This is a genomic window from Alkalibacillus haloalkaliphilus, assembly GCF_007991275.1.
GTDB lineage: Bacteria > Bacillota > Bacilli > Bacillales > Alkalibacillaceae > Alkalibacillus > Alkalibacillus haloalkaliphilus.
The window spans coordinates 108,114-133,282 of sequence record NZ_BJYA01000014.1 but is presented as its reverse complement, the minus strand read 5'-3'; the positions used below and the strand labels follow the sequence as shown (position 1 = coordinate 133,282).

Sequence of the window (25,169 nt, the reverse complement as noted above, 5' to 3'; positions counted from 1 at the left end):
CTTAATGTTCATCTTTCTTTTTAGTTAATGTTTTTTTATCGATTGTGCCAGGAGGTTCCTCCAACCAGTTGTTTTTAATCATAAGCTCGGCTCCATCTAACGCGTACCTTGCTACTTCTACTGACAGCCTTTCGTAGTTAACGATTAAATCAAGACGTTGACTTGCAGCAGCAGCTGTTGAATAGTTCCCGATTCCTGCGGCTGCTAAAAGTGACATATGAAACATGTTTAATTTATCAGAGAACGGCGCTGTCGTTGAATCTGTTACTCCGATATCGGATGAATTTGGTGGTGAAATATCATTATTTGTTAAGTTTTTAGTGAAAATCTCGATATGCTTTTGTGAAATTTCCTTACCTCTAATCATCCATTTTTGAACTTTCTCATTCGATGATGTTTGTGCGAGGCTTTGTGATAATTTGCTACCGATTGTGTTCGTTTGAATATTCATAAATAGATGAGATATTTCTACAGTGTTAAATGGACGTTTTTGACTTAACGGGTTTAAGCCAGCTAAATAAGACTTGTTGTCGACAAAGTCAGTTGATTTTGGGTAATTCACATATGGTGGTCTAATGAAAACGCCTTTATCTAACAACGTCTGGGTCGTTCGATCATAAAGTTCTGCTGACTCTTGCAGGCACTCAATAAAATAGTTTCTAATATCTTTGCGAGCGCTCATAGAAATGAATCCGCTATATGAAACTAGTCCTACTCTAGCCATCTGGTTAACATAAGTTAGCATAAAATGGTCTGTGTAAAGTCTTGCTGCATTTAGGTTTACATCATTTTCATAGGAAAACGCTGTCGGTAAAGGGAGTTCCTCAGATTTAAACAAGTCTGTTAACGTTTGTATGTGTTGAACAGATAAGTCTAATGAAAATTGAACAATTTCTTTAATTTCAGTATCCTCAACATGTTGAAGTAGATAGCTCAATACACATTTAGACATACTGTCATTCATATATGCAGTCCAGACACCTGTGATTTCAGCTGAAGTTAACCTCGGTTGATTTTCAATCATATATAAGCCTCCATATTGTTATATGTCTGTAGTGTTTGCAATTAAGTAAAAACTTATGAATATAGGGTTATTTTTCTTATGAAAAAACTTTGACATTAAATAGATTTTCACATACGATATTTAAAGTAGTAAAAACAGATAGATTTACTGTGGATTAAAAGGGGAGGGGTTAATATGAAAGGTTTGTTAAGGATATATTGGGAAACTTCACTTATAATGAAGATCACCATTGGGTTACTGTTAGGAGTAATTGTAGGATTTACTATGACCGAAGAGGCAATTCCGTATGTAGAGCCTTTTGGAGACCTTCTATTGCGTTTATTAATGTTTTTAATTTTACCGCTTATATTGTTTACGTTAATTGTCGGAATTAACCAAGCGCATATAAGGGATGTTGGGCGAATGGGAGGTAAAGTGTTTGGCTATTATGCTATAACTTCAGCTGTTGCAATTATCGTTGGTTTATCTGTAGCATCTTTGTTCTCACCAGGGCAAGGTATGACGCTTGAAGGTGGAGAAGCTTATGAGACGACTGAACATCCGGGTGTAGCTAGTGTCTTACTAAATATCGTTCCAGATAACATTGTGACGGCTTTTACTGAATTGAATTTACTAGGGATCATATTTACAGCGTTAGTGTTTGGTATCGCTATTTCTTACTTAAGGTCATCTGAAAATTTCAGCCAATCAGGAGAAACTTTATATAATATTATTGAAGCGTTAAATGAAGCGACGTTTAAAATTATGCACGTCATCTTGCAATACGTTCCAATTGGTGTGTTTGCAATTATTGCGACAACGGTTGCGAGTCATGGAATGGACACGATAATTTCACTTGGAGAGTTCGTACTTGTCCTTTATGTAGCATTATTTGTACAACTTGCGCTTTACTTAACGTTATTAAAGATTACAGGCTCTTCTCCATTACAATTCCTAAAGTCAGCTAGAACACCAATGCTTACTGCTTTTGTTACGCAAAGTAGTGCGGGTACGTTGCCGCTAACGATGGATGCTGCGCGAAAAATGCAGCTTCATAAATCGCTTTACAGCTTTAGCTTACCGTTTGGTGCAACGATTAATATGGACGGCGCAGCTATTAGAATTGCGGTGTCAGCAGTGTTTGCATCGATGGTAATCGGCCAACCGTTATCATTTGCTGAAATGTTGACGGTTGTCATTGTTGGAACACTTGCATCGATTGGTACAGCCGGTGTTCCGGGTGCTGGAATTGTAATGATTGCAACAGTGTTCGTCCAGTTAGGTTTGCCGATGGAAGCAGTTGCTCTACTCGTTGCAGTTGATGCTCTCGTAGGAATGGGTTGTACAGCACTAAACGTAACAGGGGACTTAACAGGTTCTAAAGTTATTAATAAGAGCGAAGAAAAACATGTAGAAGCTCAATCATAGTTTGATTTAATCCCTATTAAAGTGGTTGCCATTTTAATAGGGATTTTCTTAACATTTTGAAGCTCCACAGTTTCTGTGAAATAATAAAAGGTAAGAGAAGCGTGGAGGTTTTGTTGTGAGAAGAAATAGTGTAACGCAATTTATAACAAGGAAGCGAATCGCTTTATATATATTAACCTTTCTTCTAGTCGTGGGCTCATTTTGGTTTGTTCATAATAACCATGAGTTTTATGAACGTTCAATCGCTGAAATCGTGGAAGTTGAAACGGTTCAAAGTGAGGAAGTAACAGACCCGCATGGTAATGAAGACCAGCTAGTAACACAAAGGTTAGAAGGTGTTATTCAAAATGGAGAGGCTAAAGGTTCAGTGATTCAGCTAGACAATGAATATGCTGCATCACAAGCATATGATCATGAATATAGCGTTGGAAATGATTTATTTGTGTCAATTGATACGGCGAATGAAGATGGACACTTAACAGGTTCTATATTAGACGTGAAGCGAGACCATTATACGTTGTTAATTGCCTGGGCGTTCGTTTTTATCTTATTATTAGTCGGTCAAAGGCAAGGCTTTTACTCTGTGATCAGTTTAGCGATTAATGCTCTGATCATTGCATTGGCATTAGATTTTTATATTCAAACGGCAAACATTAGCTTACTTGTCATTAGTGGAGTTAGTATTGTTTTATTTACCGTAATATCCTTACTTCTAGTTAATGGAAACAATGAAAAAACGTATGCCGCAATAGCTGCCACTTTATTGGGTACATTGTTTTTGTTTGCGGTTACGTCTTTTGTCATGTGGGGGACAGCAGGGGAAGGCTTGCGTTATGAGGAGATGCAGTTTGTTACACGTGCACCAGAAATGGTCTTTATGGCTGGTGTGTTAATTGGGGCGTTAGGTGCTATTATGGACGTTGCCATTACAATGTCATCATCGTTATTCAATTTATACGAGAAGAATAGCAACATTTCGAATAAAGCTTTAAGAAAATCAGGAATGGATATTGGAAAGGACATTATGGGGACGATGACGAATATTTTGTTCTTCGTTTATATTAGTGGATCAATTCCAATGATCATCTTGTATTTAAAAAACTCAGCAGCGTTAGGATTTACGTTAAATATGAATTTAACTCTAGAGTTAGCGAGAGCGCTTGCTGGTGGAATTGGGATTGTCGTCACAATTCCAATTGGCGTTTATTTGACGATCTTCTTTATAAATCGAAAGAGGGCTAGAGTATGAGTGTATTAGTGTGGCTTGCAATTATATTATTCATTTTAATGGTTGTGATTGGTGGACAAAAAGGCGTGCGGTCATTTATTGCACTGTTTTTCAATTTCGTAATTTTAATTATTTCAATTTTATTTATGGCTGATCCAAGTATTGATCCTATTATAGTTACATTAATTGCGACGACTATTTTAAGTTGTATTAACTTGTTTTATATAAATGAAATTAATATTAAAACGAAAACCGCATTCATATCAACGATGGCAACGATCATTGCTTTGCTTTTATTTATTATCTTTATGACCGAAAGCGCAATGATTCAAGGGTTTAGCGAAGAGCAAATAGAGGAGATTAAAGGTTTCTCTGTTTATTTAGGTGTTGATTTCGTTAAGATAGCGGCTTCGGTCATCATTATGAGTACGATTGGAGCTATAACAGATGTTGCAATCTCAATCTCTTCTCCTATGAGGGAAATATACCGACATAATCCTGATATAAGCCAAAAATCTCTATATCAATCAGGTGTAAGTATCGGAAAAGATATTTTAGGAACTAGTACAAATACGCTTTTCTTTGCGTTTTTTGGAGGATACATGGCACTTCTCATTTGGTTTATGGACCTTAATTATTCGTTTGGAGAAATTGTTAATTCGAAAATTTTTAGTGGTGAAATGGTGACAATTTTAGCGGCGGGAATTGGTGTAGCCCTCGTCATCCCAATAACGTCTTGGGTGACGGCGTTAGTGTTAATGAAAGCAGGGGCGAAAGAAGAAGAGAAAGAAGAATAAGATTCTAAGAATGTTGTTATACTTACCAAGGTTGATCACATAAAATAAAAATGTCACAAAAGTTCATTCTCCCTCGTCATGATTAATAAAAGGTGACGAGGGGTTGTTTTTATGGAAAATAAAGTTTGGGATGTTGCAATTGTTGGTGGTGGGTTAGCTGGTTATATTGCAGCTAACTACTTAGCGAAATCAAATATATCAGTTGTTTTAATTGAAAAGGGGAAGGAGGTGGGAGGAAGAGCTAGAACAAATAATATCAAAGGTCTGTATTTCAACTTAGGACCTCATGCATTATATAAAAAAGGGGAAGCTAAGTTAATTCTAGAAGACTTAGGTATAAATTTAGAGGGAAAAACACCAAAATTAAATGGTAGTTTCGTAGATGGTAAACATGAATTTGATGCTCCATTCACACCTCTAAAGCTAATTACTACTAAACATTTTAATTGGAAAGAGCGCTTAGAGTTCATTAAAATTTTAATGGAGATCAAGAAAACAGACACTAACAAAGTTAAAGATTTAACGTTTAAACAATGGCTTGAACAAAGAATTAATTCGAATAATGTTCGTTCGTTTATTGTTGTGTTAGGGCGATTGGCAACCTACTGTCATACCCCAGAGAAAGTAAGTGCTAACGTTATTATTAATCACTTAAAGCTTGTAATGGGGGGTGTTAAGTATTTAGATGGTGGGTGGCAGTCAATGATTGATCAACTTCACAACAAAGCGATTGCATCAGGTGTAAGTGTTAAAAAACAGAGGAACGTAATAAAAATCACGCCTAATGACAATGATCTATTTCAGTTGAAGCTTTCAAATGATCAAGTTATTTTAAGTAATGAAGTTATTTGTACTACATCCCCCCATGAACTTAACCGTATGTTAAACAAGAGGTACACCGAGGTATCTGAGCATTTTCACCCTGTGTGTGGTGCTACGCTAGATGTTGCATTGTCTCGATTACCTAATGCTAACAAACTTTTAGCATTAGGTTTACATGAGCCATTATATTATTCAGTGCATTCAACTTTTGCTAAACTTTCAGACCATGAGGATGGTGTTGTACTCCATGTTTTTAGATACTTTCATCCTGACGAAAAGATAGAGAGTAAACAAATAAAACTTGAGTTAGAACAATTTTTGGATCGAATTCAACCTGGCTGGCGGAAATATGAAATCGCTAGTCGGTGTTTGCCTCATCTAGTTGTTAACCAAAGGGTACCTCAAATTGGTGATGAAAAGAATTTATCATATATTGAAACTGATATTGATAGATTATATATAGCTGGTGATTGGACATCTTCTGACTTAATATTGTCTGAAGCGGCAGTTAGTAGTGGTAAGAGAGCGGCAGAAGAGATTCTTCGATTTAGAAAGGGAGAGGATCGTATTGGAAATTAGTCAAGAAGAATATAAAGAGTTGAATCCTCTGCTATTTTCATTAGGGTATCGACTTCTTGGTTCTGTGGCTGATACTGAAGATCTCGTTCAAGAGACGTTATTAAAAGCAGCACAAATCGATGGGAAGAACATTAAGAATAAAAAGGCTTATCTTTGTAAGGTAATGACTAATAGTTGTTTAGACCACCTGAAGTCTGCTCAACATAAAAAGGAGCAATATGTTGGCCCTTGGAATCCAGAGCCTATCATAGTTAATCAAGGTAAATTTGATTCAACTTTAGAGGTGGTTTTAAATAAAGAGGGTTTAAGTATTGCTTACCTTCGACTTATGGAGAATTTAACCCCTCATGAACGTGCAGTATTTCTTTTAAGAGAAGCTTTTGATTTCCCCTATGAGGAAATTGCGGGTGTGGTAAATAAGAATAAAGACAATTGTCGCAAGATCTTTAGTCGCGCAAAGACAAAGCTTTCAACTATTCAAGAAGAAAGTCTAAATTATGAATGCAATAAGTCTATTGTTGAGCAATTTGTTGAAGCTTTTCAACATCAAAAAACGGATGAACTATTATATTTATTATCAGATGAAGTAATCCTTTATTCTGATGGCGGTGGTAAAGTTAAAGCAGCCATTCGTCCAATAATAGCACGAACAAATGTAGTAAGGTTTGTGTCAGGAATCGTAAAAAAAGTGCCTGAAAGCTTCTATTACGAACTTAAAAATGTTAATGGTCAACCGGGGATTGTTACTTATGTTGATGGGAATATTCATAGTGTTATTAGTTTTTATATAGCTGGAGAGGAAATAAAGGAAATTTATATGGTTTTAAACCCTGAAAAGCTAAAGATGAGTACTAACAATTTAAGCACAAATTAATTTCTTTTCGACTAATAATGTTTTCTAACCATTAATAGACAGTAAATACCCAGCTAATGGCCCTAGTCCACTAGCTGGGTAAGTTCAGTATTGGTAAGTATGCAAAATTGATTGATATATCTTAGGTAACAATTGATATTAATGTAGATTAATTTTAAGAGTTGTAATTATCCTCTTTTTTGTTATCTTCTTCGTTTTCATTTCGGTTAATTTGTTCACCCTCTAGCTGTTCATTCTCTTTTTCTGATTCGTTTGGTTTGCCTCTATTATCCGGATTTCCTGTAATGATGACTTGTAATCGTTCGCTCATATCAGACTTACCTGTTGCATTTTCAGATTCAGCATATAAGAATGTATTTCCGTTATTAAAAGTGATCACTGTCTCGAAATTACCTTCTTCATCTGCCTCAATGGTAACAATTATTGATTGTTCATTACTTTGTTTTTCATAAATATTTATAGAAGTGTGAGGGTCTGAAGTTCCAGTGATTTCTACTTCTCGCTCATTTGTACGAATTTGTTCCTCATCAAAAGCTGGTTTGGCCGGTTCTTCAAACTCTGTCTCAGCTTCCATAGCGTATTGAGCAGATTGTACAAATAGTGTTTTAGCATCTTCAGTCCAACCATAAGTTGGCGCAATTATATTAGTTGCAGCAAAGGATGATAACAATATATGAATTGATTGTTCACTGCGATATTCATAAGCTATGGCAGTCCCTAACTCCTCGTCATTAACATTTAGGTTAGCAAGGTTAGAACCGGGGTAGCCTTTAAACGTTGAATAAGGACTTCCTTCCCCGTGTATGACGAAAGAATCAGGCAGCTCATTGAAAATAGGGTGGTCTATCTCACCAATGTTTAAGATCACTTCGCCTTCATCATAACCGTGCTGGTCATGATTAGGGTATCCAGCATATTGTTCAAGCAAGTGAATTGAACCGTCATTTTGCCCCCAAGTTCCTAAGAACATAACACTGATTTCTAGTTCATCAGTTCGTTCGATTAATTGTTCAACTTGTTCTTCATCAGCTTGATTACTATTGACGACAACCAGTTCGAACTGTTCAATGCGATCTAAAACATCCCAACTAACCGATTCCGCGAAAAGGTCATGTTCATTGAGTAAGTTTTCTAACTCATGGTTGTGATCGTCAATTACTGCGACAATAATATTGTTAAGCATTAAGTCAACGTTGATTGGTTCTGTCTCAACAGTAACTTCATCTTCTGAACCGATATAGCCATCCTTTTCTACGCTGACAATGTAATCGCCGGGGAGTAGTTGGTCGAAAGAGTATTCTCCATCTGCGTTCGACTCAATCGCTTCCAACTCTTCATCGTCTTTCGTTAGGGTGACAGTCGCTTCTTCAATAGGATCACTAGTCTCATTATCAATGATGATACCTGAGATCGATGTTCCTTCAATTTCTTCTAATGAGAAGTTTAACTCTACAGTATCACCTTGTTCTTCAATCGTGACTGATTGGGTTTTCTCATGGAAGCCAGTTGCTTGAGCTGTCACGTCATAAGTTCCACTTCCAACGCCTATACGATACTCTCCGTTGGCATTCGTCACAACTTCTAAATCATTGTCTGGAATCGATACGCTAGCTTGCTCAATTGGGTTACCATCTTCATCTGTTACAGTCCCTGTAATTTCACCTAAGCTAGCGGATATAGCCCAATCAATGGAGTTTGCATAAAGTAGTTTTGCTTCATCTGTCCAATTTGACTCTACATCAGCATAGGTTCCTACTTGTAATCCGGATAGAAGGAGGTGGACGCTATTGGCTGTTCTAAAGTCATATCCAATACCTTCACCTAAAGTTCCTTCATCATTATGCGATATTTGACCAACTGTTGTACCGCTATAATTGTTATAGACGGCATACTGCTGGTTGCTAGAGCCACTTTCTAAAATGCTGAATTCATCTTCTGAAATTCCAGCAAATAAAGGGTGGCCCGTTTCTACCGTTAAGTTAACGTGACCTGGGACAAAGCTCCAGCTAACAGACTGTGGATTACTGTAAATATCTCTAAGGTCAGCAATTGTACCACCTCCGAACTGGGAAGCAAAGATTATACTAATCTCACGCTCATCTGCTTCATCAATTAATTCTTGAAAATCTTCATTGCTTATACCAGAAGAACGGTTGTTGAAAATAATTAAAGCATACTGATCAATTACTTCTAAAAGTTGTTCAGCATTAGCACTTGAGAAGTAATCAACTTCATAGCCGATCTCGTCAAACAATACGTCAAAACGACTTTGGTTAGTTGTTGTCGTTATTACGGCGATTTTTTCTGATTCACTCATATAGAAGTTTGTTGTAACTTCTTCGCCTTTAACAACTTCTACGTTAGAAGTCGTCTGTCCCATATATCCAGGTGCATTTGCGCGAACGTCATATTCTCCAACAGGTGCAACAACTTCATAATAACCATTTTCATCAGATTCAACTTCAATTGGTGTACCAAGTAAGCTAATAGTAGCTCCTGGGATATACTCTTCAGTTTGTGAGTCGTATACTGTACCACTTATTACACCGACGTCATCTGATTCTACTGTAAACACTTCTTCATAAACAGAACCGTTATCAATAGTCACCTGGAATTCAGTCGTTTCATGCCCGTAAGATTCCACTAATAACGTGTAATCACCAGCAGGCAATCCTAAGAAAAATTCGCCCTGTTGATCAGTTGTAACAGTTTTGCCTGTTTCTACTACGGTAACTGTCCCTTGAATTGTTTGGTCTAAATCATTTTCTAAAACGCCATGTAAATCGCCGGCTAAAGGTTCTTCATGATCTAAAGCCCAAAGGATAGCATTGTTAATAATTGTTTCTCTGTTTTCATCAAAGTCACCACCAGGGTGGAATAAGTGGCTAATCGTCATATTACCTAATAGAATTTCGACTGATTCCGTTGTACGCCCTTTATATGCGACTAGATCACCGATTCTTTCTTCGTCAATTTCTACTTGTGCTATTGTTTCACCGTCATAATCATCAAAAGCATAATAACGGTCAAAGCTTGCTTCCATAGGGAATGGGCTTTGAACTTCAACGCCTTCCACAATCGGGTGTTCTTCGATTGCTTTACCAACGACATTGGAATCTTGGCCATTTATTTCTTCCCCAGGGTTATTCTCAAACTCATTTAGAAAACGTATAGCACCTCTACCACCGGTGTGTCCAGTCCATATAACAGATAATTGTTCCTCATCTAGTTTTTCAACAAATCGATCAAACTCATCATTAGTAGGATTGTACTCATGCCCATAATCTGAGTTAGCGAAGATTAAATCAACTTCACTAAGCTGATCGAGATCAGTGTATAATAACTCTGTTGTGTTAAACCCTCTCTCTTCAAGATACTCACTTAACGTTACACCAGAAGAGGAGGTGTTATCGACAATAATCCCTACAGTAGGGGACGGTTTTAACTCGATGTTTTGAGTTATAGTCTCACCTGCCTGTACCTCAACCTCAATTTCTTTTAAGACGTGATCTTCAGACTCAAAAGTTAATGAATAAGTTCCAGGCTCGATGTGATCTAGTGTGTATGCCCCTTGAGTATTTGAAATTGTTGATATTGGAAAACCTTCTAAATTAACTGATACATCTGAAATGGCACTCGCATCCACTTCGCTTTCAATATGCCCTGTAATTGTTCCGGCATCTTCTCCAACTTGCATCGTAATATTTAAAGGCTCTCCATCTGGTCCTGCAGAAGCAGAGACAGTTTTAGTTTCATAACCAAATGAACTGACTTCTAACTCATAGTCTCCATCCAAAATAGGAATTGAAAATTCTCCTGAGCTATCTGTCATTTCCTCGATGTCATCTCCGACAATACTGATTGATGCTAGTAAAGGTTCTCCATTTTCATCTGTTACAGTTCCATCAATCGTTGAAAATTCAGCATGAGCTGCCCAAACGACTGAATCTAGTAGAAGCTCTAGTGCTTCTTCAGTGTAGTGATCACCATGATGTCTAATTGAGAAACCGTGACCAGCCATTAACAGTTCAACACTTGAATCTGTTCTCGGTTTGTAAGCTACAGAAGGACCATATCGATTTGACCCTTCATGTTGGCTTTCTGCGATTGTGTAACCACTATAATTCTCGAAGTAACCAATATGACTGTTTGAAGGAACTAATAACTCAATAAACTCTCCTTGTTCATAATTTCTGAACAAATCATGTTCTTCAGTTACGACATAGCCTGATGGATTTGACGTATCACTAACGGTGTTACTATATTCAGGGTCATTCCGATGCTCAACAATAGCCGGAAGAGGAGAAGTTGATGAATCTGTTTCACCGATTACTAAACTAGTATTGTTTTCATCAGCTAACTTAAAGAGTTCATCTATATCTTCATCTCCAAATGAAAAGCTACTCATAGCATTTATGAAAATCACATCAAAGTCACCGACATGATCGTGCACATTATTATAAGTTAATTGTTCAACATCAATGCCATATTCACTAAATACATGTTGGAAGTTACGACTACTAGAGAAGTAGTCTGCCATCACAGCAATGTCAGGTGTTTCTCTTAATGTTAGATCGACTGTTACAGGACTTGACGCTAATTCAACACTAGTTGTTTCACTTAAATAACCATCTAGTGAAAAAGTTAACTCATAATCACCTTCATCTAAGTTTAGTAGTTCATAGTATCCTGTTTCGTCAGTTTCTGTTTCCGCAATGACTTCATCATCATTAACAGCTTCAACGGTAACGTTTTCTAACACATTAGAAGTGTACTCATTTAAGACTGTTCCCGACACGGAACCGCCATCTGTTGATTGTAATTCGGCATTAAAAGAGAACGGACTACCGTTTTCTACATCAATTTCAATCGTTTCTGTTTCGAAACCTTCTGATCTAACCGTTAACGTATAGCTTCCTTCATCATGGTAGAACTGTAATTCGCCATCAGTTTCAAAAGTTTGGTTAGTTTCATCTACCATTACGGTGGCACTTATTGCATTACCACTTTGATCTTCAATTGTGCCATTCACTTCACCGAACGCTACATTTTGTAAATATTCGATGCTGTTTAGGAAAGTGTTTTGCATATCAGGTAGCCAGCCTTGGTAAGGTGATACCCATGGTGAAGCGGCATGTGAAGCTAGTAAAAGGTGTGCGCTATCCTCTGTGATAGCTTTATAGCCGATTCCTGTCCCGACCATTCCTAGTTGAGAAGAGCCAATGCTACTAATCTCACGGCCAGAGTATTCATTGAACCAAGCGAAATCTCCACCTTGTTCATAGAGTGTGAGTGTGTCTCCAACATCATACCCGTCAAAGATTGGGTGTGATTCGTCAACTTGCATAGAAACCGTTCCAGAATTGTAAGTGTGAGAGAGCTCTTTTGGGTCATCATCATAATCTACTAAATGCCTAATGGATCCGTAACTAGGTCCCCAAGTATCAGCAAATACGAGATGAACGTTATTTGCTTCAGCTTGGTCAATTAGCTCATTAAAAGTATCCTCATCTGGTTGCCATCCCCCACTTGTGTAGGCGCCATTTAAATAAAGGATGTCATAGTTGTCTACATCTTCTACGATATCCCAATCACGCTCTTCAGCTGCAAAGCCATTCGTGTTTAAAAAGTTAGTTATTTCTGATTCAAAATCATTTAAAACAGCTATGTCATAAGGTTGTAAAGTGAACTCAAATGAGTTGTCTATCCCTGCTAATATTTCAATTTCTTCACTCATTTCAACAAAGCCGTCTAATTGAAGATTAAGGATATAACTTCCAGCGTGTACTTCTTGTTCCTGTAATACACCATCTGAGTCAGTACTACCACTAATAGGTGTGTTGATTAAATCGACAGTAACATCTTCCAGTGGATCATTCGTTCGTTCATCTATAATAGATACTTCAAATGAACCGACCGACGCATCAGTTAGTGTATAATCCTTCTCGACTCCGTATCCTGATACGAAGTTCACGTGTTCATGAACTTGTTCTTTGCCATAATATTCGACTTTCACTTCATACTCACCAGGTTGGTGCGTTAACGTAAAGGTCCCATCTTCATTTGCTTCAACAGATTGATCGGTGTCTTTTACACTGATTGTCCCTTCAAGAGGTTGTCCGTCTTCGTCAGTAATCGTACCTGTAAGTATGCCTGGGGACGAATAAGATTGTACGCCAGTAACATTTGGCACGATAACAGTACCAGGTAGTATTAAAGTTCCAGATGTGCTGTAGTTAGGCATATTATATTCATCCATGACTTCGCCAGTATACACATCAATTGCGAAGAATGAACCATTAGAGTTTGTTAAAAATAAAACGCCATTACTACTAACTGCTCCGTTTTGATAACTTGTGCCATACGACTGGTTACTCCATAATTCTTCACCAGTATTTTTATCAAATGCTTTTAAAACCGGTTGTGCTAAAGAACTTGCAATAACGAGATCTTCATAAACAATTGGCGAACCAGCTTGTGGGTCTCCCAACCCTTGCTGTTGCCATAACACTTCACCAGACTGAGCATTAATGGCATATAAAGTAGCAGAGCCTTGATCTAAGTTTGCGCTTGTTACGTAAAGCGTTTGCTCTTTGTATACAGGTCTAGATGCGAACCCTTCGTTTTGTTCAGTCGTAAATGTCCAGACTTCATCGCCATTATCAGGGTCAAAAGCGCGTAGTGTCCGATTATCATAGGTCCCAACATATAAATAGTCGTCACCTAAAGCAGGCCCGAAAAATGATGAGCCACCTAAATCGTTTGCCCATAACGTATCTCCGCTATTTTTATCTAATGCATATAAAGTTGCATCATCATTAAGGCCAGAGCTTACATACAATGTGTTACCTTCAACTATTGGTGATGCATAGATAGCGGCTTGACCGATGAAGCGGCTCCAAACGGTACTGCCAGTTTCTAAATCTAAAGCATAAACTGACTGGTCATCACCGCCCGAAACGTAAACAATATGATCCTCAATAGTTGGAGTAGAGCGGTTTGTGCTACCAAAGCGAACAGCCCAAGACTCTTCACCAGTTTTGGCATCCAAAGCTACAATCCAGCCCCGGTCAGTCGTTAGAACAATCTTGTCATTGGTGGCACTTGGAGTGGAGAAGAGAATTTGTCCACGCGAATCAGTATCGTATGTCCAGTCTAGGTCTAAATGGTTTTCATCAATAACATTTGGTGAGACAGCATTACGCTCATAGTTATAGTTAGCAGTCTTCCAATCTTCTTGACTCACCTGCAATTGTTCATTAACTTCAATCGTAAGATGCTGTTCTTCTGCTAGGTTTATAGTTTTAGTAACACCGTCAAATGTTTGACCACTTACTTGTAACTCATAAGTGTCAATAGGCAAGTCTTCAAAAGCGAACTGCCCGTTTTGGTCTGTTCTTTCTGGTTGAAGTGGTGTATCTTTTAGTCGAACAAATGCATAAGAGACCGGTTCACCATCTTCATTTAAAACTTCACCGGTCAGAGAGTCTCTTTCAGAAGAAGAAAGGACCCATTCTACTTCTGTTGTTTGATCCTTTTCAATCGAGACATTTGTTTCATATGTTTCGTAACCAAATCCGTCAACAATAACTTCATGATTACCTTCTTGGATTGTTAAATCGATTTGACCGTCTTCTTCTAGAGAATAAGTTAAATCTTGTTCAGGCAATTTAATTGTTGCAGGAACAGGCTCTCCATCCTCATTTAAAACATGGCCTACTAATTGACCAGAGAAAGCAACTTCAGTAACCGCTTGATGAATATTTATAATTCCATATCCATATAAATCATTTGGAGTTTCACCCATGTGTGGTTCTACTCGAGCAGTTCGCTCAAGGTGGTCTTTTACATCATCGATCGTCAAGTCTGGGTTAGAGCTTAGTAATAAAGCAATGGAACCAGCTACGTGCGGGCTTGCCATTGATGTTCCGCTAATGGTGTTGTAGTCTCCTCCTGGCCAAGCAGAGTAGATTTCATGTCCGGGAGCAGATACCTCGGGTTTAGTGTATCGAACCGTTTCACCGTCATCATTGTCCCAAAACACTGGTCCACGACTTGAGAAGCTTGCCACTTGATCGTGGATATTTGTAGCACCAACGGCGTAAGAATCAGGGAAACTGGCCGGTGAACCAATTGTTTCTGCCCCAGGCCCGCTATTACCAGCTGAGAAAAGAGGGAAAATACCAGCTGCTACCCATGCTTGAACCCCTTCATAAAACTCAGTGTTATATGTGTTGTTATTTCCCCAAGAGTTGTTAACGACATGAGGAGCTTTGCTTGGGTCACCACCAGGGGCTAAAAACCACTCAAAAGCTTCATGAATAGCTGATGTTGTTGTCGCGCCGTTGTCATCAAAAATCTTTGCTGCAATCCAATCAGCTTCTGGAGCAACACCAATTGGTTCTCCATCACCTCCGCCAACAGCAGTCCCAGCGACATGAGTTCCATGCCCATGACCATCAGTTGGATTGTCATAACCGTGACCTGACACGTCAATCCAAGAGTATTCATGGTCGCCATCTCGTCCGCGATAATTATGTTTTAAAGCTTCGTGTTCACCTTCGACACCTGTGTCCATAATACCAACAACAATGCCTTCACCTTTAATTCCGTAGTCTCCCCATACATCAGGAGCTGAAATCTTTTCTAACCCCCATTCAGGAAGTCTGGGTTCAGTTGATTCAATTGTAATTTCAGGAAGTTCGATGACTTTGTCGAGTGTGATTTGGCTAACGTCATCACGCTGTTGAATCGTGTCTAAAGCATCTTTGTCGACAGTAGCAACAATACTATTATTAATCCATAATTGCTTTTGAATTTCGACTTGTTCGTTTGCAGTAGAATTATTAATTTCTCGGATAAAAGATTCTTGAGAGGTTTCTGCTTTCGCTTGGAGATTTTGTTTAATTGAGTTAATTCGTTGCTCGCGAGGTTGATTACTAACTTCTTCATAAAGTGTGTTCATATTCTCTTGTTCAGTTAATCGAATAATGACATCGACTTTATCGTTTTCTTCTAATTGTGTCTTAATATTAGGGTCAACTTTCGGTGGGGCGTTTGGTCTTTCTTGAGAAGATGGATCTTGCAGGTTAGGTTCGAAGCCTAATCCATCGAGGATTGATGATAGGTCTTCTTCTTCAACGCTGTTAGGTGACTGTTGCTCTTCTTGATAAGCTTGTTCTCGTTCTTGTTCAACAGTTTCATCGTTTTGTTCGATCTCATCTGCTTGAGCAGACATTGTGAACGCACCATTGGAAAGGAAACTCGATGACGTAATCACAATAATGAGTAATAAGTGCAACCATTTATGCCGGTTGAGCTTTTTCATAAATACCCTCCTTAAAATAATAGTCCTCCCCTTGGTATAGTACATTCATTAAAGCTCTGTAATCTCCTTCAAAAATGGTTACAATTGAACCCAAAGTATTACTGTTTCCTTTTTTAGTAGTTCTATTTGTTGATTGAAAAATGTCGTAATCTATAGTTTTATGTTTGTCATACAGAGTACCTTAACTGAGAGCTAATAATGCCTATAAAAAAACCCTCACCAATAAGATGAGGGATCAGTAGAAGAAGAGAGGTTTTTAAGCCCACCACATGTCTTCAACTGATTCTTTGACCATAATAGGTTTAAGTGTATCGACTGCCTTAGTAAAACCTTCATCAATGGACATCAAACCGTCTTCATGTTCGATACTGATAACATAATCATAATCATATAATCGGAGAGCACTAATCATATCTGCCCAATCTTTTGAACCATGGCCAAAGCCTACTGTTCGGAAGTACCAGGCTCTATCCTTCATGTCAGCGTAGGAAGTCATATCAGTTAGGCCATTTTTGTTAATATTGTTTTGGTCAAGTACTGTGTCTTTAGCGTGAAAGTGGTGAATAGCATTTTCTCTACCGAGTATTTTTATTGATTCGATTGGGTCAATACCTTGCCACCACATATGGCTAGGATCAAGGTTCGCACCAATGGCAGGACCGCATGCTTTTCTTAGTTGAAGAAGGTTTTGAGGTGTGTGGACCGAGAATCCACCATGAAGTTCTAACCCTATTTTTATACCGTGTTTTTCCGCAAACTTAGCCTTATCTTTCCAGTAAGGAATAATTTTCTTTTCCCATTGCCAATTCAATATTTCTTGAAATTCTGGAGGCCAAGGCGCGACTGGCCAATTAGGGTGTTTGGCATCCTCATGATCACCAGGACAGCCAGAGAAAGTGTTAACAACAGGTACTCCTAATTTGCTGGCTAACAGAACTGTTTTGTCAAAAAGTTCATCATCTCTTTGTGCTATATGTTTTTGAGGGTGTAATGGGTTACCGTGACAACTAAGAGCACTAATCGTGAGACCTCTTTGGTGTACAGCTTCAAGGTACTCCTTTTGCTTCTCTTCACTTTCTAGCAATTCATCAACCTTGCAGTGTGCGTCACCAGGAAAACCGCCAGTTCCAACTTCAATAGCTTCGATCCCTTTGAATGATACATAATCTAACATTTCTTCTAAAGTTTTTTCGGAAAACAGAACAGTAAAAACACCTAGTTTCATACAAAGACCTCCTTAAAATGTAAACCGTTACATTGTATTATATCAAAATAAAACAACAATTAAAGCAATTTTCATAAAAATCAAACACTTTTACGTAGGTTATTGACATACTATTCACAATATTTTATCATTTAATTGTAAACGATTTCATACAAATAATTGAAAGAAGGAAGAAAACTGCATGGCAAATATACATGAAGTAGCAAAGCAAGCAGGAGTTTCAAGTGCAACAGTATCTCGTGTACTAAACAACACTTCATCTGTAACAGAAAGAACGCGTCAAAAAGTAGATCAAGCAATTAAGGAATTAAATTATGAACCTAGTATGTTAGGGCGAAATTTACGTAACTCTGAAAGTAGATTGTTACTTGTTTTAATTCCGAATTTCTCAAACCCGTATTATACAGAGATTATAAATGGGATTGAAGATTTTTCAGTTGAACGTGGTTATAACATTTTGCTTTGTGAGACTGACTCCAACCCTACAAGAGAGAACACTTTCTTTAATATGGTCAAGAATAAGTTGGCTGACGGAATTATATCGATGGATCCAACAATCAATATGGCTAAGTTGCAAGAGTTAGCTAAAAAACACTCAATTGTATTGTGTAGTGAGTATGACGAGTTAGAACGCATACCTTATGTTGCCATTGATAATGAAGTGGCAGCTTATAAAGTAATGAAACATTTAATTAGGTTAGGGCATGAAAATATTGCGCTTATTAACTCAGATGAGAAGTTCTTATATGCGCGTCAACGTCGAAAAGGGTATGAACGAGCTTTAGAGGAGTTTGATTTACCTTTGAGGCAAGAGTACATATATAACACAAACAACTTGGATTTCCAGGATGGTGCACAAGCTATGAGGAAGTTGTTACAACTCGATGAAACACCTACAGCAGCTTTTGCTGTTTCAGACACACTAGCAATTGGTGCACTAAAAGAACTCAATGTGAAAGGTATGAACGTCCCAGGTGAGTTTGCGTTGGTTGGCTTTGATAATATTAGCTTTTCTAATATGACAAACCCCACGTTAACAACGGTAGCGCAACCTATGTATCAAATGGGAATAGCAGCTGCTAATATGCTAATTGACCAATTACAAGGGAAGCCAGTAGATAGTGTAATGTTAGATCATGAATTAATTATACGTGAGTCGACTCTAAATTGAGGAGGGGCTAAGTATGGGGCTGAAAGTAGGAATTGTAGGGTGCGGTTCAATAACGCGGTATAGGCACGCACCTGAGTATTATGCAAACCCATTAGTTGATGAAATAGTATTTTTTGATCGTAACCGACACCGAGCAGAAAGTCTGGCAAAAGAGTTTGAAGGCACTGTTGCTCATCGTTTCGAAGATCTAATTAATGATGAGACTATTGATGCTATTAGTGACTGTTCTTCGAATGAAGTTCACCATGTACATACAACTAAAGCCTTGTTAAGTGGCAAACATGTTTTATGCGAAAAACCTTTAGCTATTTCAAGTGAACATGCTAAAACAATTTTAGCTGCTCAAACGAAATCAGGTAAAAAATTAATGGTAGACCATAACCAACGTTTTACTAAGGTACACCAGAAAGCACGTGAAATTATTCTAAGTGGTGATTATGGTGACGTATTATCTTTTAAAACAACATTTGGTCATGGCGGGCCTGAGGATTGGGGTGTCACTAAGTCCAATGCTACATGGTTCTTTAAAAAAAGTCGTTCCCATTCAGGGGTAGTTGGAGATTTAGGAATCCATAAAATCGATTTAATTCATTACTTAATCGATGATGAGATAGAAGAAGTGAAGTCATTTGTTGGTTCCTTAGATAAAGTTGATGAAAATAACAAACCAATTGAAGTTTGCGACAACGCTGTATGTATCTTCAAGACGAAAAAAGGACGATTAGGCAACGGGAGTTTTTCATGGACTTATTATGGAGAAGAAGATAACTCAACGACGATTTATTTACAAAAAGGCATTTTGAAAATCTATCATGATCCAGAGAACCAATTAATTATAGAGCAGCCTGGTGGAGAGAAGATCAAATATGAACTTGAGCATATACAAACTAATGATAATCAAACTAATACAGGTGTAATCGACTCATTTGTCGACTGGATTGTATCGGGTGTTGAACCACCGGTCAGAGGGGAAGATGCATTAAGCTCTTTACAGATTGTTGAACATATAGTAAATGATTAGCTATAAAATGTAACGGTTTTCATTGGAGGTAATTGAAATGATTAATCAACTTGCTTTGAACACTAATACTTATCATGGTTTCTCACTTAATGAAGCACTTAAAGGGGCTTCAGAAGCTGGGTTTAAACAAGTAGAAATTGCAGCAGTGCGTGACCACACTGCACACGTGACAACAGATTTTACTGATGCTGATTTCAACGAAGTTCAATCCTTGTTAAGGAAGTATGATCTAACATGTGTTGGGATAAGTGGTCACAGCAATGTGATGTCTCAAGAAGGTGTAAAACAACTTGAGGAGAACATAGACTTAGCCAAAGTTTTTAACTGTGACTACGTCGTAACAGCAACAGGAGATTCACATGGAGACAGTGACGTTATTGATGATGTTTACAAACTAGTTAAAAATTTGGAACCTGTAGTTGAGAAGTGTGAGCGATTAAATAAAACGTTAGTAGTCGAAACTCATGGCAATAATTTTGCGACAGGAAAATCATTATTAAAGTTAGTGGAAGCATTTAACGATAGAATAAAAATTAATTATGATACGGCCAACGTGATTTTTTATGGTTATCAACAACCCTATGAGGATTTAAGTGAAAGTATTGAACATGTTGAATTTATTCATTTGAAAGATAAACAAGGTCCAGATTATGAATTTAACTTTCCGGCAATTGGTGATGGCTATTTAGATTACAATCGTTTATTCAACATTTTATCAAAAGCTAATTATAAGGGGCCGGTCAGCGTAGAGCTTGAGTTCACACCTGATGGTCCTGGTGGAATTGAAGATGTCAACAGTGCCGTAAAACGCTCCTATGACTATTTAAATCAATTGTTGAAATAAAAGGAGGGAGCCGATGTTAAACATCGCATTAGTTGGGTTAGGTTTTATTGGAGAAACACACTTACAAGCATACAACTCGGTTAAAGAAGCGAGAGTGCATACAGTTTGTACAACTCAGGTTACTAGTGAAAACAAAGTCAATAATTATAAAGTTGTTAAGGAGTTTGACTCTGTATTGGCTGACCCAGAAATAGACGTTGTAGACATCTGTCTTCCTACATTTCTTCATGAACAATATATCATAAGAGCTGCACGGGCCAAGAAGCACATTATTTGTGAGAAACCCTTAACTTTAACTGAAGAGTCAGTGAAAAGAATACTCCAAACTGTAAGTGATGAAGGAGTAAGACTTTTTGTTGGGCATGTTGTTCGTTTTTGGCCAGAATATCAAAAGTTAAAACATTACATTGACGAAGAAGTGCTGAGCAATGTTAATTGGTTCACTGCGAAAAGGTTAGGTCAGTTTCCTACCTGGAGTAATTGGTTTAAAGAACCTGAGAAAAGTGGCGGGGCATTATTTGACTTGCACATACATGATATCGATTTTGCTTACTATTTGTTCGGTAATGTGGAATCCGTTTACGCGATCGGTCAACAAAGTGAAGAAGGAGCATGGAGTCAAATGTTGACCAACATCCGTTTTAAAAATGGTGTTCAAGCAGCTATAGAATCCTCACACGAAATGCCAAATGGGTACCCATTCACAGCGGAGTATCGTGCACAGACTTCTAAACAAACTCTCTCCTATCAAATGAAAGCTGGTAGTAATATAGATGATTTGCAGAGTGCTTCACAAAGTTTTGACCTCTTTAATGATGAAGTAGTTAAACCTATTAGAGTCTCTAAACATGACCCTTTCACCTTAGAACTTCAATACTTCATAGATTGCATAAATGAAAATGCGAAAAACGAAGTTATTCCCTTGTCAGATGTAAAGTATGTGATTGGCTTAATTAATTCTATTAAGAAGTCTTTAGAAACTAAAGAAGTGGTTAGGTTGTAATGGTTGATATTAAAAATGTGGTCGAAGTCACATTGTTTAATATATGACTCACGATATGTGGGGGGCAATTAATAAACAGGAGGGTTCAATATGAGAAAGGTCGTTTATTTGTTGGCAGTACTCGTTCTTACTTCAATGTTTGTTTTAGTTGGTTGTGGAGAAGGAGATGAAAGTGGGGCTAGTGATGGCAATGGAGACTCTGATTCCGATGGTGAGAAACATAAAATTGGTATTTTAGCACCAGAAGTGACACACGGTTGGGTAGCGGCTGTTGCCTATCATGCGGAGCAACGTGCAGAGGAGCTTTCTGATCAAGTAGAATACCAGATTCAAACCAGTAGTGATGCAGGAGAAATGACTAGCCAGTTAGATGATCTAATGACTTGGGGTGCTGAAGCTATCGTTGCTTTCCCTCAATGGGAAGGGATGGAAGTTCCGATCCAAAATGCGTTAGATGAAGGTGTTGAGATCGTTAACTTTGATATTGTTATAGATGCTGATGGTGTTTACCGTGTGGCTGGAGACAATAAAGACATGGGTGTGCAAGGTGCACATTATATTGTAGATAAGATCGGTGACAATGGTCATGTAGTAGCTCTTGAAGTACCTTCTGCTGGTTCGGTTTCGGAATTAAGGATGGAAGGGTTTGAAGAAACAATTGCAGAAATAGCGCCAGATATGGAAATTAGCACTTATGCGTCAGAATTTACAAGAGAGGCTGGATTACAAGATTTCCAAGATATTTTAACTAGTAACAGTCATATTGATGCTGTATATTCATTGGATGATGAAACATCTGTAGGTGTTATTCAAGCAATTCAAGAATCCGGTCGTGATGACATACAAGTCGTGACTGGTGGCGGTGGTATGCAAGAGTATTTTGAGATGATGCCTGACTATGATGAGCTATGGGTTCAGTCAGCTTTATACAGCCCAGCAATGGTTCAAGATGCAGTTGATATGGCTGTTGATATCTTAAATGGAGAAGACGTGGTAGAGGACAAAATTATTCCTACAACTATCGTGGACCGTGAAAACTATGAAGAGTTCTTAGATGAGGATTCACCATACTAGATTGTTAGTTTATGTAAGCGTTTCGAATTAAAAGTATAGGAGAGATTATAGTTCACCTGTAATCTCTCCTTATCATTAATTATGGAAGTGATCTTATGCAGGTTGAAATGCTTAATGTTAATAAATCTTTTGGAAGTAACAAAGTCTTAGAAGATGTTTCAATTACAGTTAACGGTGGGGAAATCTATGCTTTACTTGGTGAGAATGGTGCCGGTAAATCCACCTTAATGAACATCTTAGGTGGAGTACTACCGCTGGACCGAGGCGAAATCTGTATTAATGGTGAAAGTGTGAGCTTTGAAAAACCAGCAGACTCTCAGAGTTCAGGGATTGCTTTTATTCACCAGGAGCTTAACTTAATTAATGATTTGCCAGTCTATGAAAACATGTTTATTGGTAGGGAACCGAAAAAGAGGTTTGGTCAGTTAGATCACAAAAAAATGATAAAAGAAACAGAGGACCTTTTCAAGAGAATGGATATTGACTTAGATCCTAAAGCGTTGGTGGGAGACCTTGATGCATCATATAAGCAGATAGTGGAAATTTGTCGAGCGATGTCAACGAATGCATCTATCATCATAATGGATGAGCCAACAACTTCATTGACAGACACAGAAATTAATCGTGTTTTTGGAATGATGAATACTTTACGTGAACAAGGGGTAGGGTTAATTTTCATTTCTCACAAATTAAAAGAGGTTAAGAGAATTTGTGATCGCTATGCTGTTTTACGTGATGGTGGATTAGTATCAGAAGGTTACGTTGAAGATGTTACGATCAATGATATTGCTAGGTTTATGGTTGGATATGATGTTAGAACTGAACCGCTTATACGTGAAAGACCCTTAGGAGAAGAAGTGTTACGTATTGAAAACCTTACATATGAGCAACAATTTAAAGATATTAACTTTTCAATCAAAGCGGGTGAAGTAGTGGGGTTTACAGGCCTTCTAGGGGATGGTAGAAGTGAACTTTTTCAATCGATTTTTGGTTCGAAAGGGGTAAGCTCTGGCGCCATATACGTTAATGATAAGAAAGTATCAACAAATAGCACAATGGATGCGATCAAAAATGGTATTGCTTACCTTCCACGAAACCGGAAGGAAAACGCCATTATTAGTGATATGGATATCCTTGAGAATAGTGCCATTGCTACATGGCCGCAGTACTCTAAGTTCGGAATTATAAATAAAGATATTCACAAACAACAATTTGAAAAACAACGAGACAAACTGAACATCAAAATGGATAAGTGGACAGATAATATTACTAAACTGTCAGGTGGGAACCAGCAAAAAGTTGTGCTTTCGAAATGGTTAAATACGGGTCCTAAAATACTAATTTTAGATAACCCAACTCAAGGTGTTGATGTAGGTGCTAAAGAGGATATATATGATATTATTTTAGACTTGGCTGACCAAAAGATTGCTGTTGTCGTTCTATCAAGTGAAGCCCAAGAAATTATTAGAGTTTGTGACCGAACAATGGTTATGTATCACGGGACAGTTCAAGGTGAATTAAAAGGGAAAGAAATGACTGACCATAACATCATGACTTTAGCGACAGGGGGAGAGTTAGAATTAGAAGGTGAGGGGAAACCGTTATGGAAGCAGGAGCAGTAAGTGTAAGGAGAGGCTTTGTCGAATGGTTTAAGGATAAGTGGCAAAATGACCCTTTGTTCAGTATCTTCATCGCTTTAATAATTATGGTTATATTACAAACGTTAACTCTTGGATTTGACTTTAACTCTTTTGGTGAATGGTTTCAGACGTGGGTTAATAACTGGATCAACATACTAAGAAATAACGCAGGAGTAGCTATTGTGGCTTTAGGTATGACGTTTGTAATCATGACGGGTGGAATTGATTTATCCGTAGGAGCGACTTTAGTTGCAACAGGTGCATTCGCCATGACTTTGATCGACATTGGCGAACGTGGTTTATTTGCAATGATAGGTATAACAGGAGTTCCTGCTATTATTTTCACTATGTTGTTAACCATGGCATTTGGTTATTTACTTGGTTCATTGATTGGTGTAACCGTGACAAAAGGATTGGTACCGCCATTTATTGCGACTTTAGGTGCTATGATGGTCTTCAGAAGTGTAACTCAGCACTTTATGCAGGGCTATAACCCTAGAGTTCCAACTGAGTTTTTGCAAATTGCTAGTTTAAAAATAGGTAATGTTATGATTATGCCAATTATATATTGGTTACTCATAGCGGCCATTATGTACTACGTTTCAAAAAGAACGACATTTGGAAGACAGATTATAGCTGTTGGCTCAAATGAAAAAGGTGCAAGGTTGTCTGGTATCAATGTAGATAAGGTGAAGTTACGTGTTTATGCTCTGATGGGACTACTAGTTTCTATAGCGGCAATTATTCAAGTATCTCGTGTAGGTTCAATGGACTTTGCTGGTGCTGGAAGAGGTTTAGAAATGGATGCTATTGCAGCTGCAGTTGTTGGTGGAACAAGTATGATGGGTGGAAGAGGTTTTATATTAGGAACTGTCTATGGTGTATTAATTATAGCTGTTCTTAACAATTTATTAAACTTATTTGGTGTCCCCCCATTATTAAGGGATGCGTTTAAAGGATTAATTGTCATTGCAGCAGTATTACTTCAACGTAAAAAGATTATTTAACTCTAACTCGTCGTTATGGCGAGTTTTTTTGTTTATTTTCACGTCAAATGGTTAATTCGTGTTAATACTTTGCTAAAATAAAGACATATGTAGAAAGATAAAGAGAAGTCCAACAAGTAAAAAGA

General features: G+C 37.9%; 15 protein-coding genes. 12 read left to right on the top strand and 3 right to left on the bottom strand.

Annotated elements, in window-relative coordinates; all coding sequences use genetic code 11:
• Position 1: 1 nt before the first annotated feature.
• Positions 2–1,024, bottom strand: coding sequence for a DUF3231 family protein (locus tag AHA02nite_RS10725; RefSeq protein ID WP_146817182.1), 1,023 nt, complete (start codon positions 1,022–1,024; stop codon positions 2–4).
• 174 nt (positions 1,025–1,198) lie between these two features.
• Here AHA02nite_RS10725 and AHA02nite_RS10720 point away from each other — a divergent pair, with 174 nt between their 5' ends.
• The 5 genes from AHA02nite_RS10720 (at position 1,199) to AHA02nite_RS10700 (ending at position 6,731) form a co-directional block, all read left to right on the top strand.
• Positions 1,199–2,431 carry a dicarboxylate/amino acid:cation symporter gene (locus AHA02nite_RS10720; RefSeq protein ID WP_146817180.1) on the top strand — a complete coding sequence of 411 codons (1,233 nt, stop codon included), beginning with the start codon at positions 1,199–1,201 and terminating at the stop codon, positions 2,429–2,431.
• Positions 2,432–2,546: 115 nt separating this feature from the next.
• On the top strand, positions 2,547–3,680 hold the full coding sequence (locus AHA02nite_RS10715; protein ID WP_146817178.1) for a YibE/F family protein: 1,134 nt from the start codon (positions 2,547–2,549) through the stop codon (positions 3,678–3,680).
• Positions 3,677–4,456, top strand: a complete 780-nt coding sequence (locus tag AHA02nite_RS10710) for a YibE/F family protein (protein WP_146817176.1) — start codon at positions 3,677–3,679, stop codon at positions 4,454–4,456. The genes AHA02nite_RS10715 and AHA02nite_RS10710 overlap by 4 nt, the downstream gene beginning before the upstream one ends.
• A 111-nt stretch (positions 4,457–4,567) precedes the next feature.
• Positions 4,568–5,857 carry a phytoene desaturase family protein gene (locus AHA02nite_RS10705; protein WP_146817174.1) on the top strand — a complete coding sequence of 430 codons (1,290 nt, stop codon included), beginning with the start codon at positions 4,568–4,570 and terminating at the stop codon, positions 5,855–5,857.
• Complete coding sequence (locus AHA02nite_RS10700; protein WP_146817172.1) at positions 5,847–6,731, top strand: RNA polymerase sigma-70 factor; 885 nt, start codon at positions 5,847–5,849, stop codon at positions 6,729–6,731. Before AHA02nite_RS10705 ends, AHA02nite_RS10700 begins: the two co-directional genes overlap by 11 nt.
• Before the next feature lie 154 nt (positions 6,732–6,885).
• Here the strand turns inward: AHA02nite_RS10700 and AHA02nite_RS10695 are convergent, their stop codons facing one another.
• Entirely contained in the window at positions 6,886–16,059 is a 9,174-nt protein-coding gene (locus AHA02nite_RS10695) for a carboxypeptidase regulatory-like domain-containing protein (protein WP_170236072.1), read from the bottom strand.
• 256 nt (positions 16,060–16,315) lie between these two features.
• Positions 16,316–17,284, bottom strand: coding sequence for a sugar phosphate isomerase/epimerase family protein (locus AHA02nite_RS10690; protein ID WP_146817168.1), 969 nt, complete (start codon positions 17,282–17,284; stop codon positions 16,316–16,318).
• Between the two features lie 181 nt (positions 17,285–17,465).
• On the opposite strand from AHA02nite_RS10690, the gene AHA02nite_RS10685 reads away from it, so the two are divergent.
• The 7 genes from AHA02nite_RS10685 (at position 17,466) to AHA02nite_RS10655 (ending at position 25,044) form a co-directional block, all read left to right on the top strand.
• Positions 17,466–18,455: a LacI family DNA-binding transcriptional regulator gene (locus AHA02nite_RS10685; RefSeq protein WP_146817166.1), complete on the top strand. Its 990-nt coding sequence runs from the start codon at positions 17,466–17,468 to the stop codon at positions 18,453–18,455.
• A gap of 13 nt (positions 18,456–18,468) precedes the next feature.
• Entirely contained in the window at positions 18,469–19,476 is a 1,008-nt protein-coding gene (locus tag AHA02nite_RS10680) for a Gfo/Idh/MocA family protein (protein WP_146817164.1), read from the top strand.
• A gap of 37 nt (positions 19,477–19,513) precedes the next feature.
• Positions 19,514–20,320, top strand: coding sequence for a sugar phosphate isomerase/epimerase family protein (locus tag AHA02nite_RS10675; protein WP_146817162.1), 807 nt, complete (start codon positions 19,514–19,516; stop codon positions 20,318–20,320).
• 13 nt (positions 20,321–20,333) lie between these two features.
• Positions 20,334–21,323, top strand: coding sequence for a Gfo/Idh/MocA family protein (locus AHA02nite_RS10670; RefSeq protein WP_146817160.1), 990 nt, complete (start codon positions 20,334–20,336; stop codon positions 21,321–21,323).
• A 90-nt stretch (positions 21,324–21,413) separates the two neighbouring features.
• Positions 21,414–22,397 carry an ABC transporter substrate-binding protein gene (locus tag AHA02nite_RS10665; RefSeq protein ID WP_146817158.1) on the top strand — a complete coding sequence of 328 codons (984 nt, stop codon included), beginning with the start codon at positions 21,414–21,416 and terminating at the stop codon, positions 22,395–22,397.
• Between the two features lie 95 nt (positions 22,398–22,492).
• Positions 22,493–24,019: a sugar ABC transporter ATP-binding protein gene (locus tag AHA02nite_RS10660; protein ID WP_146817156.1), complete on the top strand. Its 1,527-nt coding sequence runs from the start codon at positions 22,493–22,495 to the stop codon at positions 24,017–24,019.
• On the top strand, positions 24,001–25,044 hold the full coding sequence (locus AHA02nite_RS10655; RefSeq protein WP_146817154.1) for an ABC transporter permease: 1,044 nt from the start codon (positions 24,001–24,003) through the stop codon (positions 25,042–25,044). The genes AHA02nite_RS10660 and AHA02nite_RS10655 overlap by 19 nt, the downstream gene beginning before the upstream one ends.
• Positions 25,045–25,169 lie beyond the last annotated feature (125 nt).

Excerpts from the sequence above, each read along its gene's own strand:
- AHA02nite_RS10690 (WP_146817168.1), bottom strand. The coding sequence starts at position 17,284 with ATGAAACTAGGTGTTTTTACTGTTCTGTTTTCCGAAAAAACTTTAGAA.
- AHA02nite_RS10710 (WP_146817176.1), top strand. The coding sequence starts at position 3,677 with ATGAGTGTATTAGTGTGGCTTGCAATTATATTATTCATTTTAATGGTT.
- AHA02nite_RS10695 (WP_170236072.1), bottom strand. The coding sequence starts at position 16,059 with ATGAAAAAGCTCAACCGGCATAAATGGTTGCACTTATTACTCATTATT.
- AHA02nite_RS10655 (WP_146817154.1), top strand. The coding sequence starts at position 24,001 with ATGGAAGCAGGAGCAGTAAGTGTAAGGAGAGGCTTTGTCGAATGGTTT.
- AHA02nite_RS10680 (WP_146817164.1), top strand. The coding sequence starts at position 18,469 with ATGGGGCTGAAAGTAGGAATTGTAGGGTGCGGTTCAATAACGCGGTAT.
- AHA02nite_RS10720 (WP_146817180.1), top strand. The coding sequence starts at position 1,199 with ATGAAAGGTTTGTTAAGGATATATTGGGAAACTTCACTTATAATGAAG.
- AHA02nite_RS10685 (WP_146817166.1), top strand. The coding sequence starts at position 17,466 with ATGGCAAATATACATGAAGTAGCAAAGCAAGCAGGAGTTTCAAGTGCA.
- AHA02nite_RS10660 (WP_146817156.1), top strand. The coding sequence starts at position 22,493 with ATGCAGGTTGAAATGCTTAATGTTAATAAATCTTTTGGAAGTAACAAA.
- AHA02nite_RS10675 (WP_146817162.1), top strand. The coding sequence starts at position 19,514 with ATGATTAATCAACTTGCTTTGAACACTAATACTTATCATGGTTTCTCA.
- AHA02nite_RS10705 (WP_146817174.1), top strand. The coding sequence starts at position 4,568 with ATGGAAAATAAAGTTTGGGATGTTGCAATTGTTGGTGGTGGGTTAGCT.
- AHA02nite_RS10670 (WP_146817160.1), top strand. The coding sequence starts at position 20,334 with ATGTTAAACATCGCATTAGTTGGGTTAGGTTTTATTGGAGAAACACAC.
- AHA02nite_RS10725 (WP_146817182.1), bottom strand. The coding sequence starts at position 1,024 with ATGATTGAAAATCAACCGAGGTTAACTTCAGCTGAAATCACAGGTGTC.
- AHA02nite_RS10665 (WP_146817158.1), top strand. The coding sequence starts at position 21,414 with ATGAGAAAGGTCGTTTATTTGTTGGCAGTACTCGTTCTTACTTCAATG.